Source organism: Arachidicoccus rhizosphaerae, assembly GCF_900107765.1.
GTDB classification, from domain to species: domain Bacteria; phylum Bacteroidota; class Bacteroidia; order Chitinophagales; family Chitinophagaceae; genus Arachidicoccus; species Arachidicoccus rhizosphaerae.
In genome coordinates this window covers 46,062-63,927 of the sequence record NZ_FNQY01000012.1, presented here as the reverse complement: position 1 = coordinate 63,927, position 17,866 = coordinate 46,062, and the positions used below count along the sequence as shown (strand labels likewise).

At 40.5% G+C, this 17,866-nt stretch carries 16 protein-coding genes; 14 read left to right on the top strand and 2 right to left on the bottom strand.

Annotated elements, in window-relative coordinates; genetic code table 11:
- The first annotated feature begins 15 nt into the window (after positions 1-15).
- The 6 genes from BLU80_RS11435 to BLU80_RS11405 all read left to right on the top strand — a co-directional run bounded on the left by BLU80_RS11435 (position 16) and on the right by BLU80_RS11405 (position 4,680).
- Complete coding sequence (locus BLU80_RS11435; protein ID WP_091398290.1) at positions 16-420, top strand: Rrf2 family transcriptional regulator; 405 nt, start codon at positions 16-18, stop codon at positions 418-420.
- A gap of 123 nt (positions 421-543) precedes the next feature.
- Positions 544-1,182 (top strand): NAD(P)-dependent oxidoreductase, encoded by a 639-nt coding sequence (locus BLU80_RS11430; protein ID WP_091398287.1) that lies wholly within the window; start codon positions 544-546, stop codon positions 1,180-1,182.
- Between the two features lie 411 nt (positions 1,183-1,593).
- Positions 1,594-2,151, top strand: a complete 558-nt coding sequence (locus tag BLU80_RS11420; RefSeq protein ID WP_091398282.1) for a DUF2059 domain-containing protein — start codon at positions 1,594-1,596, stop codon at positions 2,149-2,151.
- Between the two features lie 114 nt (positions 2,152-2,265).
- Positions 2,266-2,868, top strand: a complete 603-nt coding sequence (locus BLU80_RS11415; RefSeq protein WP_091398279.1) for a methylated-DNA--[protein]-cysteine S-methyltransferase — start codon at positions 2,266-2,268, stop codon at positions 2,866-2,868.
- Between the two features lie 525 nt (positions 2,869-3,393).
- Positions 3,394-3,642 (top strand): hypothetical protein, encoded by a 249-nt coding sequence (locus BLU80_RS11410; protein WP_091398277.1) that lies wholly within the window; start codon positions 3,394-3,396, stop codon positions 3,640-3,642.
- Positions 3,643-3,858: 216 nt separating this feature from the next.
- On the top strand, positions 3,859-4,680 hold the full coding sequence (locus tag BLU80_RS11405; protein ID WP_091398274.1) for a copper resistance protein NlpE N-terminal domain-containing protein: 822 nt from the start codon (positions 3,859-3,861) through the stop codon (positions 4,678-4,680).
- Between the two features lie 67 nt (positions 4,681-4,747).
- Here BLU80_RS11405 and BLU80_RS11400 read toward each other — a convergent pair whose 3' ends face one another.
- Entirely contained in the window at positions 4,748-4,993 is a 246-nt protein-coding gene (locus BLU80_RS11400; protein ID WP_091398271.1) for a hypothetical protein, read from the bottom strand.
- Positions 4,994-5,273: 280 nt separating this feature from the next.
- Between BLU80_RS11400 and BLU80_RS11395 the strand changes: the two genes are divergently transcribed.
- Both BLU80_RS11395 and BLU80_RS11390 read left to right on the top strand, forming a co-directional pair.
- Positions 5,274-6,419 (top strand): alpha/beta fold hydrolase, encoded by a 1,146-nt coding sequence (locus tag BLU80_RS11395; protein ID WP_091398268.1) that lies wholly within the window; start codon positions 5,274-5,276, stop codon positions 6,417-6,419.
- Between the two features lie 159 nt (positions 6,420-6,578).
- On the top strand, positions 6,579-9,017 hold the full coding sequence (locus tag BLU80_RS11390) for a S9 family peptidase (protein WP_091398266.1): 2,439 nt from the start codon (positions 6,579-6,581) through the stop codon (positions 9,015-9,017).
- A 101-nt stretch (positions 9,018-9,118) separates the two neighbouring features.
- Here the strand turns inward: BLU80_RS11390 and BLU80_RS11385 are convergent, their stop codons facing one another.
- Entirely contained in the window at positions 9,119-9,823 is a 705-nt protein-coding gene (locus tag BLU80_RS11385; protein ID WP_091398264.1) for an NUDIX hydrolase, read from the bottom strand.
- Positions 9,824-10,127: 304 nt separating this feature from the next.
- On the opposite strand from BLU80_RS11385, the gene BLU80_RS11380 reads away from it, so the two are divergent.
- The 6 genes from BLU80_RS11380 (at position 10,128) to BLU80_RS11350 (ending at position 17,838) form a co-directional block, all read left to right on the top strand.
- Positions 10,128-11,264 carry an aldose epimerase family protein gene (locus BLU80_RS11380; RefSeq protein ID WP_091398262.1) on the top strand — a complete coding sequence of 379 codons (1,137 nt, stop codon included), beginning with the start codon at positions 10,128-10,130 and terminating at the stop codon, positions 11,262-11,264.
- A 666-nt stretch (positions 11,265-11,930) separates the two neighbouring features.
- Positions 11,931-13,322, top strand: a complete 1,392-nt coding sequence (locus BLU80_RS11370; protein WP_091398258.1) for a T9SS type A sorting domain-containing protein — start codon at positions 11,931-11,933, stop codon at positions 13,320-13,322.
- Between the two features lie 184 nt (positions 13,323-13,506).
- Positions 13,507-15,069, top strand: coding sequence for an apolipoprotein N-acyltransferase (gene lnt / locus BLU80_RS11365; protein ID WP_170831217.1), 1,563 nt, complete (start codon positions 13,507-13,509; stop codon positions 15,067-15,069).
- Between the two features lie 46 nt (positions 15,070-15,115).
- A complete protein-coding gene (locus tag BLU80_RS11360; protein ID WP_139188136.1) occupies positions 15,116-15,895 on the top strand; it encodes a lysophospholipid acyltransferase family protein in 780 nt (259 codons plus the stop codon).
- A gap of 102 nt (positions 15,896-15,997) precedes the next feature.
- A complete protein-coding gene (locus BLU80_RS11355) occupies positions 15,998-16,522 on the top strand; it encodes a 3-hydroxyacyl-ACP dehydratase FabZ family protein (RefSeq protein WP_091398253.1) in 525 nt (174 codons plus the stop codon).
- Positions 16,523-16,524: 2 nt separating this feature from the next.
- A complete protein-coding gene (locus BLU80_RS11350; RefSeq protein WP_091398251.1) occupies positions 16,525-17,838 on the top strand; it encodes a beta-ketoacyl-[acyl-carrier-protein] synthase family protein in 1,314 nt (437 codons plus the stop codon).
- The last annotated feature ends 28 nt before the right edge of the window (positions 17,839-17,866 follow it).

The following is a 17,866-nucleotide window of genomic DNA, read 5'->3' as shown; positions in this document are numbered from 1 at the left end:
AATTTCCGAAGGTAAATGAATGGAAGATTTCCTATAGCAATACACATTATGACCCTGCTTTGTTACGCAAAGGAGCAATTATCTTCTGATTATATTGCCGGCAGTCTGAATATAAATCCGGTTCAGGTAAGAAAAGCGCTTAAGGAGCTGATTGATCAGGGACTTGTTTTAAGCAGAGAAGGCAAAAATGGCGGTTATCAATTAGCCCGATCAGCAGACATCATTACACTTGCTGAAATTTACCGATCGCTTAAACCGGAAGCACTGTTAGGAATATCGAAAAATACCCCTAATCCGGATTGTCCGGTAGGTCGTCAGATTAAAGGTCATTTGGATCAGCTTTACGAACAGATCGATTTGAAGTTGGAACGTCAGTTGTCTGCGACTACATTAAAGGCATTTTGCCAACAGTTTCAATAATGTTTTTTACCTTTAACTGTAATAAATTTAATTACAATTAAGGTGTTCGTTAAAAAGGGTCAGTGAGAATGTCAAGATTAGCCTAGTGGAAAACCTATTAAATTATAAATAAAAAATAAAACAATGAAAGTAGTAGTTATCGGAGCAACAGGGTTTGTAGGAAAAGCCATTTTAAAAGAAGCCAGTGACAAAGGGCTTACTGTAACGGCCATTGCAAGAGATGTAACTATGGCGCCTGCATTGCCGAATGTGACAGCTGTAGCAGCTGACGTCAATAAAACAGAAGAGCTGACAGCAATTTTTAAAGATCAGGATGCAATTATCAGCGCATATAATGCGGGTTGGGCAAATCCCAATATCTATGATGATTTTATAAAAGGATCTAAGGCTATTCAGGCTGCAGCAAAGGCCGCCGGCGTAAAGCGCCTTTTAGTCATTGGGGGTGCAGGAAGTCTGTATATAGGGGAGAACCAGCTGGTAGATAGTGATGAGTTTCCAAAAGAGTGGAAACCAGGAGCTACTGCGGCAAGAGATTATCTGAGCAGTCTCAGACAGGAAAAAGAGCTGGACTGGACCTTTTTGAGTCCTGCAATTGAGCTGGTTCCCGGTGAGAGAACAGGTGTATTTAGACTAGGTTTGGAAAACCCTGTTTTTGATGAGGCTGGTAAAAGTAAAATTTCAGTGGAAGATTTAGCGGTAGCGGTTGTCGGTGAAATTCTTCAGCCACAACATATCCAAAAAAGATTTACATTAGGGTATTAATTTAAGCAGAACAGCTTTGTTTATAATAATAAAAGAGGGCCGTGCGATTACTTAGGTAATGCACGGCCCTGCTGCGTTGCAAAGCATTTTCATAATAACAGGGTCACAACCGAATCAAAGCAAAAAATTATCATCTAAAAATTGTTCAAACATTCAAAATCAGGCAGGCCGGCAGAAGCTATGGGAACCGGGTAACAGATTAAGCCGGATCCTGCCTTATTTTGAAAAACCATTATTAATGCAAAGATGAAGCTTATCCTTAAGTCCTTGTTTATCAAATTGGGAAATTGATTGTCGTAAATTGGAAAATATCCAAACAGTGCTTAACCTTTCTGACCTATAACAGGAAAAGGGAGAAATATAGTTGGTTATTAAAGGTTTTCGATTAATTTTGAATAAATACAATGCGAAATGAGAAAATTTATCTGCGGATTATTTTGCACCATCTTATTTTCTTTTGGTATGGTCCTGCTGGCTAAAGGACAAAGTAACGATGCCATCAGTCCCCGAAAAAAGGCCCTTATTATGGAAATGGTGGATCTTGTTGGTACCAGAAAATATATCGAATTAATGGTGGATGCTGTAAGGGATAAACTCAAACAACAGGATCCGGTGTATGGAGATATGATAGTTGAAGAGTTCAGCAATTACCTCAGTTATGATTCGATGGCCGCGATTATATTGCCCATTTATGCCAAACACTATTCTGAGGAAGATTTACAGGGAATCATTGCTTTTTACAAAAGTCCTGTAGGTAAAAAAATGCTGGGGGAAATGCCGGCTATATTAAAAGAATCCATAGAAGTGAATAAGGCAAGGGCTGAATTGCTGGAAGAAAAAGTAACTCACCGTATTCAGGAATTGCAGGAAAAAAAGCAGGAAGAATCTGAGCAGCCGGCTGATTCGTCGGATTCAACGCCGCCGACCATTGTGGAGGGGGCAGAAAATTCTGCACTTCCTCACATTTGAATTGGATGATTAAAGTTAGGTATCCCTAAGTTTATTTTCCCTGTTTTAACTGAAAAAGGCTAAATTTGAAGTATAAATCAACGTCCTTAATTGCTGCCTTTAAATTTGTAAAATATGAATACAAAATTAGCCGCATCTGTACCTGCATCCCAAAACAAAACCCTGGCTGCACCCATTACGGTCTGCAGGATTGATACGCCCCTCGGTACCATGGTGGCGGCAGCTACTGATAAAGGGCTGGCGATTTTGGAATTCGGGAGCCTGGATCAGATTAAAAAAGAGGTGGATGATATAGCCATTAAATTAAATACCAGCTGGAATATACAGCAGCATTCTATTACCCACCCTATATTACTACAGACAATCAGGGAGTTGGAGGCTTATTTTGCAGGTTCTCTGAAAATATTTACCGTACCGCTTGATTTGGATATTTTAGGGAATGAATTTGCACGTACCGTATGGCAAACCCTGCTTCAGATTCCCTATGGAGTGACCTGGACTTATAAACAACAGGCTGAAATCATGAATAACCCGCTGGCCATCCGGGCTATCGCATCGGCCAATGGCCGTAATCCAATTGCGGTTATTATTCCCTGTCATAGAGTTATCGGCTCCAATGGCAGCCTAACCGGTTATGCAGGAGGTGTTGAAAAGAAAAGATGGTTATTGCTCATGGAAAAAAATAATAGCCCGGTTCAGGCTGGCAGACTTTTTTAATCGGGTTAAATATTGATATTCAACTACCTGCTCTGAAATTTATAAAAATAAAAAAAATCACCACACAATGGGGGTTATCGGCTCATTAGGGTACTTATAGTTGTCCTCTTTCTTAAGGATGATCGTCATTAAATTATTTCGTTAACCTAAATAATGGAAGATACCCCGAAATATAAATCAGCTAAACTCTTCTAGTTAGTTGATTATCTTTATTTTATAGGTATCTTCTTCTGTAAAAGAAGTCGCAAAATGAAAAGGAATGAGCAGTCGTTTTCAAAGTATACGATTTTGTGGTTGATTGCGGGATATTTCCTGATATGGGCCATCGCCTTTGCGTGGCTTGCTGGCTTATTGCGTTTTTTATAGTCCGGCTACATGAATAAATTCTTATTTTTCCCTATTTATTTTGGTTTGCCCAAGTTATTTCTTAACTTCGGTATACAAAATTGAGGTGCACTTTTTAGTCTTGGGTATCGCACTGCTTTTAATGATTTAATCACCTGTGTACTTGCAAAACTAATAAGCATGAAACTACTGTACTATTACCTGCAGATTCTGTTACCAATGGCAATCATGGTCTATTTGTATGAATGTGAACTGTACGAAACAACCTTGTTTTTGATTTTAGCGTATGTGTTGATCTATCGACCCATTGTAGACGGTTATAGGTTGATCCGGTTGGGACAATTACCTAAAAAAGAATTTTGGAAAATGTTTATTCCTTTTTATGGGGCTAAGTATTTTGGGGCTTTATATTTTGGATCTGTGTCTTAGTTTTAAAAAGTGACTTTATTCGAACTTCTTGAAGTTCAGATATGGGTATTGTTTGTATATTAATGCTTATCTTTGAAAAGACGGTTGCGGCCTGCCCTCAATGATTTTTGAGGAATTTTTTAGGGTCCTTTCGTAGCGTTTTTTGAGCTTGTTGAGTTTCTGTATATAGAAAGTCTGACAATTTGATTTTCTTTATCAACCTTTAAACGAAACAAAATGAAAATCACCACTTATTTTTCTGGCAAATATGCTAACCAGCTTTTATACTGCGCCATGCCGTTACTTATCTCAATAGGTATCCAAAGTTGTAAGAACGTTCAACAAACTAACGGAATCAATTCACAGGCACAGATAAACAGTGGCCATAACAGCCAAAACAGTCTGGATTGGGCCGGTGTATATCAGGGACAATTGCCATGTGCTGATTGCTCAGCCATCCAGACTGTGATAACTTTGAATGCTGACGGTACCTTTACAAAGCAATATAAATATGAAGGGAAGGGGGATTCAACCTATAAAGAAAATGGCACCTTTAGTTGGGATAACCATGGTGGGATAATTGCCCTGAAGTCTTCAGCCGGCCAGCAAAGTTATAAGGTTATAGAAAACGGGTTATTACAATTAGATCAGTCCGGGAATGCCGTTCAGGGCCCGTCGGCCGGTTCTTATAAATTAACCAAGCTGGATCAACAGTCCATTGAGGAGAAATACTGGAAACTGACCCAATTAAACGGACAACAGATTAGTTATAGCGGAAGTAAAGAACCTTATATGATTTTAAAAACAGGTGACAGTACTGTAAGGGGTTTTGCCGGATGTAATGGCTTTGGCGGTCATTTTGAATTAAAGCCAGGTAACAGGATCCTGTTCTCAAAAATGATTTCTACCATGATGGCTTGCTCGGATCTGGCTTTAGAAAAACAGTTTATGCAAGTGTTGAATAAGGCGGACAATTATAGCCAGCATGGTGATACACTTTATTTAAATAAAGCTAGAATGGCTCCTTTGGCACAGTTTGTAGCTGTCTATCTGAGATAATTGTAAATATAAAAAACAAGTTATTATTTGGGTTTGGACCGGATTAGTACAATGACGTAATCATCGTTTAGCCATGATTTATCAGTTCCAAATCCAAAATGTTATAAATGTCCCCCGATACCCTGCTTTCTTCTGTTTGCACATGAATCAATAAGGTTACGGGATGTCCCAGTAAATTAAACTCGGCCTGTTCACCGTCTTCATAAATATTACCAGCAGCAATATGTTCATTGACTCTGGCTTCTAAAGCCTGCATTTGATCGGGATGGTTTTCCCAGTAAGGATGCTTGTTAATATTGATAATCTGTTCCATGACTTGCCGACAGTTGTTTAACCAAATTTAAACCTTTATCTTCATAGTTGCGTTTTTATGGTGGCAAGCGCGTGCTTATTCTTTTTATGCAATGTGTAATAATTGATTAAACCGTTGCATTTCAAAGGAATAACGGACTTGCCTTCCGCTCTGAAAGACAAAGTCGTGTAAAGCAGTACCGCTGAAAAAATTGATTAAAAGACGGGATTTATCTCAAGTGCCGGTATATTAAAGAGTTATAAGAATCCCTGGATAATAAGAACCTAAGTTATAATCTATTATGAAAAACATCGATTGTGTGGTAATACCTCTTAAGTGGGTATGGAAAAGATATGAACCTATTTGCAGGCTGTCAATTTATTGGTTATTCATTATTTTGATACCAGGGGTATCCTGCAATTCTTCTCGCAATACCTTTATAGATCAGGAAGTATTTATTCCGGTAAAAGCAAATAGTTTATACCTGCGCCTTGCAGGTAATAAAAACGGACCTATTGTGCTGCTATTGCATGGAGGGCCGGGAGGATGTTCTGGTTTTGACAGGTATTTTTATAAAGATGTACTGGAAGAGGATTATTTATTGGGGTATTTGGATCAGCGGGGTTGTGGGAAATCTCCCAGGGAATCTGCGGACAGTCTCATTACAATGGAGCAGTTTGTAGCGGATCTGGATGCCGTGGTAGATACCTTGAAACAACGGTTTGCGAATCGTCCTATTCATTTACTGGGAGGCTCTTGGGGCGGCACACTTGGGTTTTTATATTTATTGGATCATCAACAAAAGATTCAGTCTTTTGTTTCAGTGAGTGGCAAGATTAGCGGACCCTATCAGAATAAGGTTTTATTGGACCATGAGAAAGCATTAGCCAATAGCGAGTTAAACGTATTAGGTGGGCATGAATCTGCCAGGTCCGACTCTCTGCATTATGTACTACGGGAAATTAACCGTATAGAGAAAGGGAATTTTAATCAATTTTTTGAGGATATGGAACTCATAAAATTTACATTCCCGGAAATTCTCGGATTTGACCCTTATTGGTGTGATACGGCTGCTCATAACAGAATCATGAAATTAGGGAAAGATTCAGTTTTTTATCAACTGGCCCACTACGATCTGGAAAGTTATGATAGCGTAGCTGAAAAAGGTGCATATGTCAATAAGATTTTTAGAAATACGCCAGCCTATAATCATTTAGAATTAAATAATCTGTTGGCCTCCATTCATATCCCGGTGGCGGTCATTGGCGGAGCAGAGGATTATGCCGTAGGTCCGGGGCAGGCGAAGCTGATATATGACTGTCTGAGCGGCGTTCCTAATGATAAAAAACAGCTACATGTTTTGCCGGGAGCGGCGCATAATGTAAATGTTGAAGTTCCAGAGTTATATTATCCGATTGTACAGAAGTTCCTGGATAAACACGATTAATGATTAAGCCATAACAGGAGTTTGGTTGCGTGACGGGTTAAAATCTACATAACTTTAGCTAAAATCCGGATGGCTTTGGTTAAAAAACCCTAATACCTTTACTGGGAGTCTGCTTTCTCCCCACTGGAGCGATGGCAGGTAAAATCTGAACCTTAATGTATGCAACAGTCACCTTCTGAACACGTAATAATGAGAGAAACAGCCGTCCAGCACAGCATAAGCGGTCGACTTAAAAAGATATTCGTCTTAACCGGATTTTTGGGGTTATTCATTTTCTTAAAGCAAGAAGTGCATGCTCAGCGTAGCCCTAATGAATCGTACTTTCCAACTGCGCAACAGGTTGCTGATGGGTATTTGAAAAGCCAGCTTATGGATAGCCTGACTAAAAATAAAATATATAACGCAGCTGTAAATGGACACTGGATCCAGAATGAAAAAAATAGCCCGGGATTCTGGTATATCCATCAGATGGCTCAGGGGAAAATGGATTATCGGTTGGTGGAGGCCGAAACCGGAAGGCAAAGACCGGCATTTAATGAAAGCCGTCTTGCCGCCTTGTTAACGGATAAAACCGGGAAATCATTCATTGCTGACAGTCTGCCTTTAAACGGTTTACAATGGCATAAAACATTTGAGAAGGGAGCCGGGACCCTTAATAATATCTGGACTTTTGATGTAGAAGGGAAAAAATTCGGGTACAATGATGCGCAAGGGGACTTATGGACGCTTCAGGGCGGACATGAAAAGAAAGGGTCACTTCCCTGGTGGCGGCAACAAGGGTATGACTTTGTACCCCGGCCGAGCCGTTATGATAGTTTTCAAACAGATACGATCTCGGGGGATGGCCGTTTTGCTGTTGCCATTCAAAAAGGGAATGTTTTTGTAACGGATACAAGGACAGGCAAGGTGCAAGAGTTGACCACAGACGGGACGGACGAAAATCCTTACGGGTCTATTGCATGGTCAGAGGATAATAATTATTTTGTGGCTTATCATATTTTCCCGGTGATTGACTCTAATGTTTATTATGTGTTGAGTTCAGTTCCCGGTACCACGCGGGGACAACTGAAATCACATCCTTATAAACAGCCAGGAGATCCGTTTACGGCTTATGTGATGCATGTTTTTAATCCATTAACGGGTAGGGATATTAAAGTACATACGGACACCATTGATTATTTTCCGGCACCCATGATTCACTGGGACAGTAAAGACCCATCTAAGTTTATGTATGAAAGAATGGACAGAGGTAATCAGAGGTTCAGAATAATCCAGGTAGATGCCCTTTCCGGGGACACTTCTGAAGTGTACGATGAACGTGCAAAAACATTTATTTACGAGTCCAGATTAATGACTTATTATCTTCCTGAGTCGCATGAAATTATTTATTCCTCTGAGAAGGATGGATGGCAGCACCTTTTTCTATTGGATACCAAAAATAAAAGGGAAACAAAAATTACGCGCGGAGATTGGATAGTAAGAGAGGTGGATAGTGTGGATACCCAAAAAAGGGAGATCTGGTTCAGGGCCAGCGGCATGAATCCAGGTGAAGATCCATACTATATTCATTATTACCGAATTCGTTTTGACGGGACCCATCTAATTGACTTGACACCTGAAGCTGGTAATCACACGGTTCGTTTTAGTCCTGATAAAAGATTTATGCTGGATACTTATTCTGAGGTGAATATTGCCCCCGTCACCAAATTAAAAAAAGTGTCTGATGCCAGGGAAATTGCTGTCATCGAAAAGGCCAATATTGAGGATCTGCTGGCAACCGGCGTGCATTTGCCTACTTCATTTGTGGCAAAAGGCAGGGACGGTAAAACAGATATTTACGGTATATATTGTGTGCCATCCTCTTATGATCCGGCTAAAAAATATCCGGTCATAGAAAATATTTACGCCGGACCTCAGGATGCTTTTGTTCCTAAAAGTTTTTTAGGCTATAGTGAAATGCAAAGTATTGCTGAATTGGGTTTTATTGTCGTACAGATTGATGGAATGGGAACAGCCAATCGTTCAAAAGCTTTTCACGATGTTTGTTGGAAAAACCTGCAGGATGCGGGATTACCTGATCGCATTGCCTGGATTAAAGCACTGGCTGCGAAGTTGCCGATTGTCGATGACAGTAGGGTGGGTATTTATGGTACATCCGCAGGTGGTCAGGATGCCCTGGATGCGCTGTTGAGTCATCCTGAATTTTATAAAGCTGGTGTTGCAGCCTGTGGATGTCATGATAACCGCATTGATAAGCAATGGTGGAATGAACAGTGGATGGGATATCCAGTGGATGCTGAATATGCTGCTGCCTCCAATGTTGATAATGCTTACAAATTAAAGGGCAGTCTGTTGCTGATCGTAGGAGAGGCGGATACGAATGTGCCACCGGAAAGTACCTATAGAGTAGCCGACGCGCTGATTAAAGCCGGGAAGGCCTTTGATTTTCTGCCGGTACCAGGATCTGACCATACAGATGGCGGACCTTATGGAAGAGCCAGGAAGAAGGACTTCTTTGTAAGGCATTTATTAAATGCTGTTCCGCCGGATCATAACGGGAATGAAAAGTTTACTTTGCCCAAGACGGGAATCAGATAGCGTGCGGCGGATAATTGACTGAATGACTACATCATAAAATTTAAAGGTCCCTGTAATGCAAATTAGCATATTCAGGGACCTTTTTAAATATAAAATCAAACTTACAATAAATGATCTGGATTTGGAATAAACTTCAAAAATGAATGGAAGTTCTCGGTATATTGCTTTTTATTGAGTTTATAGTAAAATGCGCCCTTCTTAGAGGTAGACATGTCCTTGTCATTTAATTTAACCAATAAAGAAGTGGAAAGCACCTTTCTTGAGAAGTTACGTTTATCAAAGGAAGTGTCATATACATCCTCGTAAAGGTTTTGTAATTGAGGCATTGTGAATTTCTCAGGCAAAAGTTCAAATAGGATTGGATGTAAAGAGGCTTTATAACGTAGTCTTCCTTTGGCGAGCTCAATCATTTTGTCATGGTCGAAAATCAGTTTAGGATATTTTTTAAGCGGGAACCATTCTGCTGCATATGTATCGCTGATTTTTTCCTTATACTGGTTGATGTCTATCAGTGCAAAATAGGAGATACTGATGGTTCTTTCTTCCGGATCTCTTTTGGGCTGACCAAATGCTTTTAATTGTTCCAGATAGACTCCTTTTAATCCGGTCAGCTGGTGTAAAATACGTTTGGCTGCGCCATCCAGGTCTTCGGTAGGTTGAACGAAGCCGCCCATAAGGGACCATTTGTTTTTCTTAGGTTCAAAACCTCTTTTAATGAGTAGGAGGTTTAAGTGTTCTCCATCAAAGCCGAATATTATACAATCCACGGCTACCAGGTAGTGTTCTTGTCCTTTGTATTGCGTCATTTAAAAACAGTTTGAATTTCGATTTAAATTTCAATCGATAAATAATAAAGGGTTATTATGTATAAAGGTATCATATTCTAACTAATTCTATATTGTTTTGTGATTGTTAAATGTTAAAGTTCCCTTTAATTTGAGTTGGGGGGCAGCTCCGGCCGTACATGCGCTATGAAAGTTTTCAATTTGAAGACTGAAATGAGAAAAATTTCAGAACTTTAAAGCATGTAAAAAACGTTTATATAAATTGTCATATATACAATAAAATACGTACTTTTAATGGTCTTTTAAATTTAAAAATGAATACATTATGAATAGAAAATGGTATTTGAGCTTTTGCTCACTGGCACTAGCTGCCGGTCTTGTTTCCTGTGGTGGTTCTGGAACTCAGAAGCAAAATCAAACAGACAGCACTAAGAAGGCGGTTACAGTTTCCAGCTGGGGTACTTATGATGGTAGCCCGGTTTTGCTCTACCACCTGGATAATGGTCATGGAACAAAGATGGCCATATCCAATTATGGAGGTACGATCACCTCCTGGCGTTTTCCGGATAGAAATGCAGATACCAGTGAAATTATTGTTGGGTTTGACAGTCTAAGTGGCTATTTGGCTCATCCGCCCTACTTTGGCGCCCTCATCGGGCGTTATGCCAATCGTATTGCTAAAGGTAAATTTACACTAGATGGAAAGACCTATCAATTGGCAGTAAATGACGGGCATAATCATCTTCATGGTGGAATTAAAGGATTTGATAAAGTGCTATGGAACGTTGAGGTGCCTGATAGTAACAAAACGGAGCTTGTTCTGCATTATACCTCTAAGGATGGGGAAGAAGGCTATCCAGGCACATTAGATGTGACGGTTCATTATGAATTGACAAGTGATAATAAACTAAATATTACTTATGATGCAACAACAGATAAACCTACCCCGGTTAATCTGACCAATCACAGTTATTTTAATCTGTCAGGTAATCTGGCCAGAACCGTTCTGGATGAAAAACTGACCATTAAGGCTCCTAATTATTCTCCGGTAGAAGATCAGATACCGGTTGGGTTGCCCGTGAGTGTCAAGGGAACTCCGTTTGATTTTAATACCGCCACCGCTATAGGGGCCAGAATTGACCAGGTTCCCGGAGGTTATGATCATAACTGGGCTCTGGACACGACTGTTGGAGCAAATGCACCTGTCGCCACTCTTTATGACAGTGCTTCCGGCAGACAATTGGAGGTATTTACATCCCAACCAGGCCTGCAATTCTATTCAGGCAATTTCCTGGATGGTTCGATTACAGCCAGAGGCCACAAAGTCGTTAAATACGATGGGTTAGCACTCGAAACACAGCATTTTCCTGATAGCCCTAATGAACCTAAATTCCCTAATACGATTTTGAGACCGGGAGAACATTATCATGAACAAACCACCTATGCTTTGTCTATAAAATAGATACTTTACAGAGTCGGTTTAGTGAAAAGAGCGCTAAGTAGTTTTTTAAATAGAAACTGCTTAGCGCTCTTTTCATTATTTATTATTGTTTTGATTTTGGGCTTAATTTTCGGAGATAACAGTTTCCACCAATAACCTGTTATCTTTTGTATTAAAGTTCTTCTCCTCTTCTTATAGTATTTATAAGTCAACATCGGCAAAAAAAAAGTGTTTATTAATGAGCATTAGATGTGAGGATACCTAGGTCTCAGATTGGAAGTCTATTTTTTATGGATGAAAAATAAATGATATACTAAAATAAAAAAGTATAGGCATTTAAGTTTTCCCTAAAGATTGCATTGTCATATACTGACAAACGTTAACGAAAATCACGTTTTTTTTCTAAGTCAGATTATTATTTCACCCTTTTATGTTTCATCTGCTATTTACTGGGAATGAAATAGTTTGCTTAATGATTATTTTCTGTTTTGTAGCTGCAAAGCTACAAATGAAATTATTTGCCTAAGGTACTTTTGTTAATGTTAAGGTGCTAGCCTATGCAGTATTAATTTAAAACTGGCACCCATCCTTTAAAGTACATCTTTTGTAGAACAGTGTACAACAATAAAGATGTGGAGGATTCTTTAAAGACAGTTTTTTATATTTTTTAATCAATAATTTAATTTCATGAAAAAGATTTTTACACTCTTTATCGCTGTCTTTGCGATAGCCCTTGCAAAGGCAGGAACCTTTGGTATGGGGGATTATGTATGGAAAGATGATGCCAGCCAAAGTGTATTAAAAACAAATGGTTCATTTGTAAAAAATGATCGCCAACCTATTGACCTGGAAATGTCGCTCGGTATGTGGACATTTTTTAAAACGCAGGGAAATGGAACAATTGTACTTCAATATGCCAGAGGTAATGCCAATGGGCAGGCCTTTGTAGCAGGTGCTGGCGGAACCTCACAGGCTCAGAGCCCTAACTATCAATTGGCGTGGGTGACAATTAATACGGATTCAATCGGAAAGGACTGGGTTTTAGCGAGAAATTTCAGTTCTTTGACAGAAGGTGATTATACGCCTTCAGGCCTTACAGATTATTCCGGACTCGGTGCTTATGCAGGACCAACTGCAACAACCGCCTCTCATACAATTGATTTTGGCGGCAAAGTGGTTACTTCTAATGCGACCGGTATTACACTTGATGGTACAACCGTACCGGGATTTGTTTCAGGCGACTATAACTATATGAAAGGGGCACTTAAGTTTGCTATTATGCCTGGAAGCACTATACTTCCAGACTCAGTCTATTCTTTCAGGCTATTAACGACTACTGCTGCATGGGATGGACAAAGTCCAGGGACTATAGCTGAACAGACCATTAACTTCAATACTTTTGAAGGAGGACAGAATCGAATCAAGGATCATGCTTCAGAAGGGAACCCTGATCCAGTGGCTGTCAATGGAGGTAATCACTTTGATCACGGTATGCCTTTCATTGCTACTGGACCAGATATCGCTACTGCCAGCCTTCCTGTTAAATGGAGTCCAGCCGGTCTGCAGGTAACAGTTAATAAAGGTACAGTAGTTCTTTCGTGGGCAACTGAAACCGAGCTGAACAATAAAGAATTTACTATTGAAAGAAGTGTGAATGGTGGCAGCAGCTATCAGACACTGGGAACAGTAGCCAGCAAAGCTAATGGCGGCTACAGCACAACTACGCTGAATTATAGCTTTACTGACGTAACACCTGCTACTAAGGCTGTTTACCGAGTGGGTGAAGTCTCAAAAGAAGGGGCGGTTAGTTATTCCAATAGTGTGAATGTTACCTTGGCGGATGCCGCTTCATCATTATCCGTTTATCCAAATCCGGCCGCATCCAGATATTTAACTGTTAAGGGAGTAAAAGCTGGAAGTGCATACCGTATTGTTTCTCTCGGTGGAACAAACGTAGCAAAAGGCGTGGTTGATTCTTCCAATAAGGTAGATGTAACTAAACTAATCGCAGGCGTCTATATTTTACAGGTAATCACTGACAATGGAACCAGTCAATCAGTGACATTTGTTAAGAAGTAGTCGAATTTAGGAAATCATGGCTTAAATAGGGTGTTCGCTGAAATATGCGAACATCCTATTTATATAATGCAAAGGCATGGTGATGTTTAATTGATTTTATTTTTCTGCTGGTAAATTGGGATTATTTACTGTTTATAACATTTTTAAAGCTGCCCCAACTGAATTACGTAAAATGCACATAAAATTGAATAAAAAGTACTGGATATTATTATTGAGTGCCATTCCCATTACGATGTCCATTCAAATGACTGACACACCTTTGAATTGGATCGTTTATGCTTTGGTATTTTACGGGTTTATGGATATTGATAAGCCGGCGGAGGCTTTCAAAAGAGGAGCATTTGTTGGCGGAGTTACCGCTGTACTGAATTTTTTCTGGATTATAGGCGGTGCAGATAAATTTACGGGTAAAGGGGTTTTACTCGGTGTCGGTATCACATTGATATTTACTGTTATTTTTGCGCTATATGCCGGTATTTTGGGATGGATTATTTTGTTCCTTAAAAGAAAAAAACGATATAAACTGGAATGGCTTGTCAACGGAATCTATCTGTCTTCGTTCTGGGTGTTGGTTGATGCTTTTATGATCTATTTTGCCAAAGGATTTGCGCTTTGCTTGTTTGTTTCCTATATCTCTTTGGCGCAGAATCTATATCTTGCACAAATTACGACGATTACCGGACCGTTATTGCTGACTTTTTTAGTGGTCTTTTTAAGTTATTGTACTGCTTATTTCTTCTATTATAAAAAATGGAGGATGCTGATAGTTCCCGTGGGCATAATCCTGGGTAGCCTGTTACTCGGCGCTGTAATTTTAAATAACTATGAGGACCGGCTTCAGGAAGATATTGCCATAAAAAAAGAAAAGCCTTTCAAGGCCGCTATCTTATCTCAGAATCTGGACCCGCAATTTAAATGGAATCCTGCCAATGGCGATTTTCTGGCCAGGCAGCTGTTTGAAATGAACAGACAGATTTGTGGTACAGGAACAGCCCTGACTATCTGGTATGAGTCCGCTATTCCCTGGAATTATACACCGGATGACGACTTTTTAAAGGTATTGGACTCCATTACAACAGGGTATAACATCACTCATTTGATTGGTATGAATACCGATTTTGACCGTAAAAACAGAATTTTCTATAATTCCATCTATTGTATGGAGCCGCATCATAAAGTTATTGGTCGCTATGACAAACGGCTCGCGCTGAGTCTGATCGAAAAACCTTTTCTGGGGATGTTGATCCCCTTTTACAACAGTACCGGCTTCAGGGTTAAGGAGGGGACAAGTGATAAGCCCCTGCCGACCCCTGTTGGAAATGCCGGGATGTTGCTGTGTAATGAATCTACCATTCCCGATCTGGCCTACCGCACCGTCAGTCAGGGCGCAAATTTTCTGGTGAATCCGGGTAATGATGGTTGGTTCAGTGATACATATATTGCCAAACAGCACCAGTTTCATGCGCGGCTGCGGGCTATTGAAACAAGAAAAGACCTGGTTATTAATAATAATGACGGCTATTCAGGAATGATACAATCTACAGGCAAGATGCCGGACATGAATAAGAGTTCTGCTGCAATGATCGGCTATGTAATGATTACCCCCAATGATTATCAAACCTTTATTGTAGCGCATCCTCACTGGTTTGCTTATTTGTGCCTGTTGGTTTTTGTGACCTTTATTATTTATAATAGCATTTTTATAAAGGACAAAGATCAAAAACAAATAAAAAGTAAGAAGGGATAAGGGTAAAGTTAATATATTTTATTTTACTATATGAAGCATTAGTATTTTGGAGCAACAGCATTTAAAATGGTATCAGGAAGCGTTTTTGTGGGCCTATAATGCATATGCACTGGCGGGCATTGTTTTTATGATGGTTTTATTGTTCCCATTTGGTGTATTACTATTGAATAGAACGGTGGGCGTAAAACTGTTCTATAGAATCTGTGGCTGCATTGCCAGGTGCTGGTTATGGGCTGTGGCCGTTAAATTGGAATGGGAATATGAGGCCGAGCGGGATGATTGGACGGACGAGCCGGCAATATACATAGCAAACCATAGATCATATATTGATGTTTTTCTGATGCTGGCAAGTATGAAGGGCCCTTATAAACCGCTTGGAAAAGATGAGATGGGGCGTATTCCTTTATTTGGTTGGTTTTATCGCAGAATGACAGTAACCGTTGACAGAGGCAGCGCTGCTTCACGGGCAAAATGCTATATCGACCTGAACCGGGCATTGGAAGAGAAAACCTCGGTTTTTGTTTTCCCCGAAGGAACTTTTAATGAGAGCGAACTTCCGTTAAAAGCGTTTTACAAAGGTCCGTTCCAATTGGCGATTAAAAGAGGGGTGAGCATAAGGCCGGTTGTTTTTATTGACAGTGTAGACAGGATGCATTTTAACCGTGCTTTATCCCTGCGTCCAGGTGTTTGCAGGGTGATGTTTTTGAAAGAAATTCAGGCAGACGGATGTATGCATATGGATGCCAATTTTTTAAAAGAAACCGTATACAAAAGAATGGAGTCAGTGCTCCGGAAGTTGAATAAGAGGTATGCAGCGCTTATCTGAAGATGGGGCTGATGAGCATGACTCATACAGGAATTCCGGGAAGCCTGGTAATAGCTATAAAATAGCGCGATAAAATTTTGAGGTGATTAAAAAAGTTATAATATGGAAGTGACCAAAGAACTGATTATTGAACATTTTCCTTGCAAAAAACCCTATTGTTTTATAGAGGATATTGTGGAAGTTGACAGTACGCATATTTTGGCTACATATACCTTTAAAAAACAGGAGATGTTTTTCAAAGGGCATTTTCCCGGTAACCCGGTCGTGCCGGGTGCCATATTACAGGAGTCGGCGGCTCAAATCGGGCTACTTGCTTTTGGAATGTATTTATTAGGGAATGGCATTGAAACACTCAGCGAGTTGCCCATTGAACTGCCAGCCTCCCTAAGTTCAATGACGGTCATAGATCTTAGTGCTTTTGGTTATAAAGTGAACCATCTTTTTTATCTGACTTCAGCGAATATGGATTATAAATTTATAATACGCCCTCAGGAAAAGATATTCGTGAGAGCCGAAAAGGTCTTTTTCAGATTGAATAAACTGAAATGTAATGTCCGAATTGAAAATGAAGCAGGTCAACTCGTGGCTAAAGGGGTATTGTCTGGAGTTGTCGTTAATTCTAATTAATTATGAGTAAGAATACTAGAGTTGTTATAACGGGACTTGGGGTATGCAGCCCGATTGGCACCGGCCTGAAGGCATTTAAGGCCGGCCTGAAAAAAGGTATTTCCGGTATCCGTTATCATGAAATTCTTGAACAGCAGAACTATCGCTGTCATATAGGAGGATTGCCCCTGCTGGAGCAAAAGCAGATTGACGCTTTTACAAAGCAATACGGGTTGGTTAAAATGAAAGGGACGGGTATTATTTATGGATGCATGGCTGGTCTTGAAGCCTGGTATGATGCCGGTCTGGAATTGTTGCCCAGTAAGAGCAGTCAGGCGGCCTGGGATTATGGCTGCATTTTCGGAACCTGCACTAATGGTATTGATGCGATTGATTACGGTATCAGCCTGGTGGATACCGGCAATGTCCGTAAAATGGGAGGCCGGACAGCTCAGCAGGCGATGAATAGTGGTGTCAGTGCCTATTTGGGAGGTATAATAGGAATCGGTAATCAATTAACCACTAATTCTTCTTCCTGTATTACCGGAGTAGAGGCAGCGCTGGAGGGCTTCAACAGGATCAGGGAGGGGAAATCCAGTATCGTTTTAGTGGGATCTGCAGAAAGCAGTCATCATAACGTCTGGGGAGGGTATGATGGAATGACGCTCTATGATGATTTTTATGCGTTGGCAAAAGGATATAATGACAGACCGGAAAAAGGCAGTTGTCCTATGAGCACAGGGGCTAATGGGCTGGTGCCTGGAAGCGGCGGCGGTGCGATGGTACTTGAAAGTCTTCAATCTGCCCAAAAAAGAGGTGCCAGAATATATGGTGAACTGTTGGGTGGAAGCCTGATCTGTGGCGCCCAAAGGGCGGGGGGGACGATGACGATTAATAACCGGCAAAGTATGGAGGATGTTATCGGTTTTGCCCTGGAGGCGGCTAAGATCCGCCCTGATGAAATTGACCTTGTTTGCGGGCATCTGCCGTCCTATATCATGGATGTGTATGAAGTCCAAGCGCTTGCCGGTGCTTTGAAACGAAAAGGAAATGATTTTCCCTACATCAATGCTTTGAAATCAATGACTGGACACTGTTTTGCAGCGTCCTCCTCGTTGGAACTGGTTGCGACGGCTTTGCAGTTACAGGATCAGTTTATTCATCCGACCCTTAATGCGGAACAATTGGATCAAGAAATTGCCGCTATCGTGCCGAGATCAAAAGTGCCCTTAAAGTCGATAAAGAAAAGACTGAATATTGTTGCCAAAACCTCTTATGGTTTCGGGGATGTGGCCGGCTGTGTTATGGTAAGGCATTGGCCGGAAGGCGTAAAATAAGACCGGACAAATAGGTGACCCTGTCCAT

Excerpts from the sequence above, each read along its gene's own strand:
- BLU80_RS11435 (WP_091398290.1), top strand. The coding sequence starts at position 16 with ATGAATGGAAGATTTCCTATAGCAATACACATTATGACCCTGCTTTGT.
- BLU80_RS11430 (WP_091398287.1), top strand. The coding sequence starts at position 544 with ATGAAAGTAGTAGTTATCGGAGCAACAGGGTTTGTAGGAAAAGCCATT.
- BLU80_RS11420 (WP_091398282.1), top strand. The coding sequence starts at position 1,594 with ATGAGAAAATTTATCTGCGGATTATTTTGCACCATCTTATTTTCTTTT.
- BLU80_RS11415 (WP_091398279.1), top strand. The coding sequence starts at position 2,266 with ATGAATACAAAATTAGCCGCATCTGTACCTGCATCCCAAAACAAAACC.
- BLU80_RS11410 (WP_091398277.1), top strand. The coding sequence starts at position 3,394 with ATGAAACTACTGTACTATTACCTGCAGATTCTGTTACCAATGGCAATC.
- BLU80_RS11405 (WP_091398274.1), top strand. The coding sequence starts at position 3,859 with ATGAAAATCACCACTTATTTTTCTGGCAAATATGCTAACCAGCTTTTA.
- BLU80_RS11400 (WP_091398271.1), bottom strand. The coding sequence starts at position 4,993 with ATGGAACAGATTATCAATATTAACAAGCATCCTTACTGGGAAAACCAT.
- BLU80_RS11395 (WP_091398268.1), top strand. The coding sequence starts at position 5,274 with ATGAAAAACATCGATTGTGTGGTAATACCTCTTAAGTGGGTATGGAAA.
- BLU80_RS11390 (WP_091398266.1), top strand. The coding sequence starts at position 6,579 with ATGCAACAGTCACCTTCTGAACACGTAATAATGAGAGAAACAGCCGTC.
- BLU80_RS11385 (WP_091398264.1), bottom strand. The coding sequence starts at position 9,823 with ATGACGCAATACAAAGGACAAGAACACTACCTGGTAGCCGTGGATTGT.
- BLU80_RS11380 (WP_091398262.1), top strand. The coding sequence starts at position 10,128 with ATGAATAGAAAATGGTATTTGAGCTTTTGCTCACTGGCACTAGCTGCC.
- BLU80_RS11370 (WP_091398258.1), top strand. The coding sequence starts at position 11,931 with ATGAAAAAGATTTTTACACTCTTTATCGCTGTCTTTGCGATAGCCCTT.
- BLU80_RS11355 (WP_091398253.1), top strand. The coding sequence starts at position 15,998 with ATGGAAGTGACCAAAGAACTGATTATTGAACATTTTCCTTGCAAAAAA.
- BLU80_RS11350 (WP_091398251.1), top strand. The coding sequence starts at position 16,525 with ATGAGTAAGAATACTAGAGTTGTTATAACGGGACTTGGGGTATGCAGC.